The organism is Leptolyngbya sp. FACHB-541 (assembly GCF_014695875.1).
GTDB lineage: Bacteria > Cyanobacteriota > Cyanobacteriia > Elainellales > Elainellaceae > JAAUTN01.
In genome coordinates, this window is sequence record NZ_JACJPC010000085.1 from 1 (window position 1) to 4,627 (window position 4,627).

Below are 4,627 nucleotides of genomic sequence, written 5' to 3' on the forward strand. Positions count from 1 at the left end.
CAAGAGAACTTTCCTGTGATTGGGCAGTTGATGTCACCAGAGGAAGCAGAAGCGTTCTGGCAGCGTCCAGTGGGGCAGGCGTTAACGGTACAGTGCGATCGCTTCCATGAGGGTGATAGTATTCTGCTGATTGGAGATGCCGCTCATGCCGTCTCACCGTCATTGGGGCAGGGATGCAATGCTTCACTAGAGGATGTCCTGATTCTTGAGCGGTTGTTGGAGCAGTATGAGGATGATTGGGCGCTAGTCTTACCCGCCTTTTCTGAGCAAAGAGTTCCCGATGCTCATGCACTCAGAGAATTGTCGAATTACTCGTTTCCACGCCAGAAGCGGTTATTCGTTGAGTATTTGTTGCGATCGAAGATCAGTCGATTCCTACATCGATGGTTTCCACAGTGGGTGAAGCCGTTTGTGTTCGATCTAGTGGTTGATTACGATTTGCCCTACTCCCAGGTGTTGAGCCTGCACCGAGGCTGGATTAACAAGGTGAAGCGATCGTCGCCTCGTCCCTCATGAAACATAACTGTCGTAGATTGACACAGCATTACGCATATATGGTCTTTCAAAAGACAAGCAAATTGCAGTAATGAGGAACTAACGGTGAAAACAAATTTAGAAATCATTCGGGAATTTTATGAAACGCTCAATTTTGAACTCGTTGCTCCCGATGTAGATTGGAAAGTTTCCGATAGCTTCCCCGCAGATAGTCATTATCAGGGACGAAAGAGAGTACAGGAATGGGCTGCTGAATTAGCTGTGCAGTTTCATGACTGGAAAAATGTACCCGAACAACTCTTAGATACAGGTGATGCAATCATTGCTCTGGGGCATTACCAGGGCCGCTCTAAAGTAACCGGAAAACCTTGCAATGTTCCGTTTTCCCACATCTGGTTTATGAAGGATGGACGCATCATCAGATTGAATCACCATATCAATACGTTAATGCCGCATCGTGCGATCGCTCCAAACGAAGTGCTTAAAAATTAGTGCAAATTTCAGAATTCCGGTAGTAAACCCATTTATCCAAAAATTTACCATGTTGACGCAATTTAAACTGTTTCGCCTAGTATCCCCGATCCCATTAATTTCACTTATCGCAGGTTTAGCTTCCTGCTCTACCCAAACGGCTCCTTCTGTTTCCCTTAACGGTGCAGGAGCCAGCTTTCCGACTCCTCTTTATGAATTGTGGTTTGACCGATATCATCAACAAAATCCTCAGGTTGAAGTGAGTTATAAATCGGTAGGCAGCGGTGCAGGAATTGAAAAGTTCCTCAATCAAGAAGTTGACTTTAGCAGCACCGATGTACCCTTAACAGCTCAGCAAATTGCTCAATTTCCAGATGAACGAGGCGAGCTAATTCAAGTGCCAATCGCCAGCAGCGCTATTGTATTAGCGTATAACTTGCAAGATGTAGAAGAACTGCGGCTCTCACGTGAGGCATACTGCGGCATTGCAACAGGTGAAATCACAAACTGGAATGACGCTGCGATCGCCAGAGATAACCCAGAGGTGTCACTTCCTGATCTACCAATCACATTTGTGCATCGTTCGGATAACAGCGGTACCACATTCAATTTTACTAATCACCTGGATCAGGTTTGTCCTGACTGGACAGCAGGTGTAGGGCAGACAGTCGACTGGACTGTAGGCAATGCGGCTCCAGGTAATGCAGGCGTTGCAGCAACAATTGAACAAACGCAAGGGGCGATCGGCTACACCGGATTTGCCTATGCCGAGCGCAGCCATATACCAATGGCAACGCTAGAAAATAAAGCTGGTTTCTTTATTGAACCTTTGCCCAATGCAGCCGAAGATGCCACAGAAAATATTGAAACAACTCGTGATCTAGTTACTCTTTTGCCTGATCCAGAAAGTGCAGATGCCTATCCGATCATTGGTTTGACGTATCTTTTGCTCTATGAAAATTATCCCGACCCAGCTCAAAAAGAGGCACTGCAAGACCTGATCGAATGGGCACTCATGGAAGATGGCAGAATGCTTGCTGATGCAACAGGATACGCGCCGCTGTCTCGCCCTCTTGCTGCCAAGGTGATTGACCTGGTTAATACAAAAGCCTTGTCGGAGCGTAAGTGAGAAGGGGGCAGTGACAAGGGTTGTGTCGCAAAAACCAGCTAATGGTAGGGTAAGCAGGACTACATTCTCCTCCTTGCCCTCTGATGCCTAAGGCTTCTCTGTTCAAGGTTCAAGTGGCGGCACGTTCTACGGCTTTGCCTTGATCAACAAAAGTTATTTACACGCGAATCGCCTCAATTACACTTACCGGAGGTGCGACGGGAATAATTTTTGTCAATGAGAAGCCTGACGTTTTTAACAGCGTTTGATATTCAGCCTCAGTGCGTTCACATCCGCCGTAATTCAAGAGCATTTGCAAGTCGAGGAGTTTGCCATAAAACGGTTCGTTGCCTGAAGGAATAACCATTTCAACGAGCAACAGCTTGCCGTTCGGTTGCATTGCCTGATAGCAGTTTTTCAGAATGGCGATCGCCCGTTCATCATCCCAATCGTGAATGATATATCTCAGCAGGTAAGCGTCTCCCCCTGGGGGACTGATTCAAAGAAGTTTCCTCCCACCAATTGACAACGATTTAGCAGTCCCAGCGCTTCAATCAGCGGTCTAGCCTCTTCAACCACATAAGGTAGATCAAATAGAGTTCCCTCCATTGACAGGTTCGCCCTGAGAATAGAAGCAATCAGAGTACCACGTCCCCCTGCAACTTCAACTAAGTTACGGACTGATGAGAAGTCGTAACCCACTGCGATCGCAGCATCTTGTTTATCCGAAAAACTGCTGATTGCCTGATTGTAGATTTTGGCAGCAGCGGGGTCGTCAGCTAAGTAATCAAATATCTCTACACCAAAGATAGTCTTGAATACAGGCTTTCCAGTCTTTACACTTTCAAGCAAATGACCCCAGGGTTGCCATTCCCAAGCTTGACCAGCCTTGATTGCGTAAGCCCGTAGTGAGTCACTGCGATCGCTCTGCAAACATTCAGCAAGCGGGGTCAGCTTAAAGTAACCTGACCGATTCTCAGCAAAGATACCAACGCTGGCAAGGTCACGCAGCAACCGATAGAGCGATCGTGCATCTACACCCGTTGTGGTTGCTAATTCATCGTAATGCTTGGCACCCTGCTGGAGTAGATCGGCAATGCCAAGTTGAGCCGCCACATAAATGGACTGTGAAATCCAGGAACCCACAATCATTTTCTGTAATGTCTGTGTAGGCCGCATTTCGTTCTTACCTTTGAGATAGTTTAAGTACTACCAAGTTAAAGCTCGCAGCATAGATGATTCCTGAGAAAGCTGGTTAGCCGACAATCGTTAGCAAGCAACAACTCCGATCTTGATTGCTAGATAAACGTGAACTGATTCGTGTTACTCAGACTGAGATCGGAGGGCGAAAGTCTTGCCACGATCGCAATCAATTCTGAAGTTGTGCCAGTGTTGTAGAAGATGCCTGTGCCACATGGGATATCGGTGGGAACGGTACCAAGAGAGTAGTTAGCGGCTGAACCAATAAGCTGGATAATATCTCTGCCCTTTCCCGCAGTACTACCACGAGCACTAAAATCAGCAATCAGGGCATAATCACCTATTCCAGCCGTAGACGCATCATCGTCATCGTAAAAGACAGATTTCGTACCATTAGGCAAGACCGCTCCAAGTACAAAGGTGTCACTCCCAAGATTGCCTGTCAAGGTATCAATCTGACCATTATCGGAAGCTGGCTGAGAATTGATTACGCTCGTTCCCAACATTAGATCGTTGCCCTTGCCGCCAAAGACCCGATCGTTTCCTTCTCCACCATCAACAAGATCGTTACCATCACCACCATAAACCCGATCGTCTCCTGTCAATCCAGTGAATTGATCATTGCCTGCTCCCCCATACACGGTGTCATTTCCAGCACCGCTATTCATGACTTCTTTGCCATCTCCACCAAAAATTAGATCAATCCCGTCTCCACCGATAATTTGGTCATCTCCAGCTCCTCCCCTAACGAGATTGTTGCCCACTGTCCCAAAAGTCAGTCCATCACCAAGGTCATCAGCATAGACGAAATCATTGCCATCGCCACCATTGATGGTATCGTCGCCTGCTTCGCCGATCAGCGTGTCCGATCCAGTTCCTCCACTGAGCGTATCGTTTCCAGCCGCACCTCGAAGAGAATCTACTCCGGCTCCGCCCACGACGCGATCGTCGCCCTCGCCTGCCAAGACCGTGTCATCCCCCTTACCTGTCTTAATCGTGTCATTACCATCACCGATTGTACCGACAATAGAATCATTGCCACCTAGTGAGTTAATGACCGTGTCTCCAGGGAGATCGAGAAGAACGTCATTATCCGACGTACCCGAAACAATTGAAGTAACTGGTGGTGCTTGCTCTGAAAAGGTAAACTGATTCGGGTTTGTAAGACTGAGAGTAGAGGGTGAAAGTCCTACCACAATCGCAATCAGTTCTGGCGTCGTGCCGTCGTTGTAGAAGATATCCCTCTTTCATCACTCTAGGCGGAGGAAAATCGATGAGGCACAGGATGAGGAAGCCATCCTGAGAACTGGTTAATGCACTGGATTAATCTCACAAAGCCAGAGTGTAAACCAG

General features: G+C 47.5%; 6 protein-coding genes. 3 read left to right on the forward strand and 3 right to left on the reverse strand.

The genetic code is table 11. The annotated features are described in order from the left end of the window. From H6G00_RS18525 to pstS, 3 genes are all read left to right on the forward strand, one after another. Positions 1-516 (forward strand): FAD-dependent monooxygenase (locus tag H6G00_RS18525; RefSeq protein WP_190797877.1); only part of this gene is annotated, 516 nt, incomplete at its 5' end. 84 nt (positions 517-600) lie between these two features. Continuing rightward, positions 601-987, forward strand: coding sequence for a nuclear transport factor 2 family protein (locus H6G00_RS18530; protein WP_190797878.1), 387 nt, complete (start codon positions 601-603; stop codon positions 985-987). A 49-nt stretch (positions 988-1,036) separates the two neighbouring features. After that, positions 1,037-2,095, forward strand: a complete 1,059-nt coding sequence (gene pstS / locus H6G00_RS18535) for a phosphate ABC transporter substrate-binding protein PstS (RefSeq protein WP_190797879.1) — start codon at positions 1,037-1,039, stop codon at positions 2,093-2,095. Positions 2,096-2,252: 157 nt separating this feature from the next. On the opposite strand, the gene H6G00_RS35515 is transcribed toward pstS, so the two are convergent. The 3 genes from H6G00_RS35515 to H6G00_RS18545 all read right to left on the reverse strand — a co-directional run bounded on the left by H6G00_RS35515 (position 2,253) and on the right by H6G00_RS18545 (position 4,470). After that, positions 2,253-2,573 (reverse strand): methyltransferase, encoded by a 321-nt coding sequence (locus tag H6G00_RS35515; RefSeq protein ID WP_190680236.1) that lies wholly within the window; start codon positions 2,571-2,573, stop codon positions 2,253-2,255. Next, on the reverse strand, positions 2,540-3,253 hold the full coding sequence (locus H6G00_RS18540; protein WP_242042355.1) for an acetylserotonin O-methyltransferase: 714 nt from the start codon (positions 3,251-3,253) through the stop codon (positions 2,540-2,542). The genes H6G00_RS35515 and H6G00_RS18540 overlap by 34 nt, the downstream gene beginning before the upstream one ends. 119 nt (positions 3,254-3,372) lie before the next feature. Next, entirely contained in the window at positions 3,373-4,470 is a 1,098-nt protein-coding gene (locus H6G00_RS18545; RefSeq protein WP_190797880.1) for a hemolysin-type calcium-binding protein, read from the reverse strand. Between the last annotated feature and the right edge of the window lie 157 nt (positions 4,471-4,627).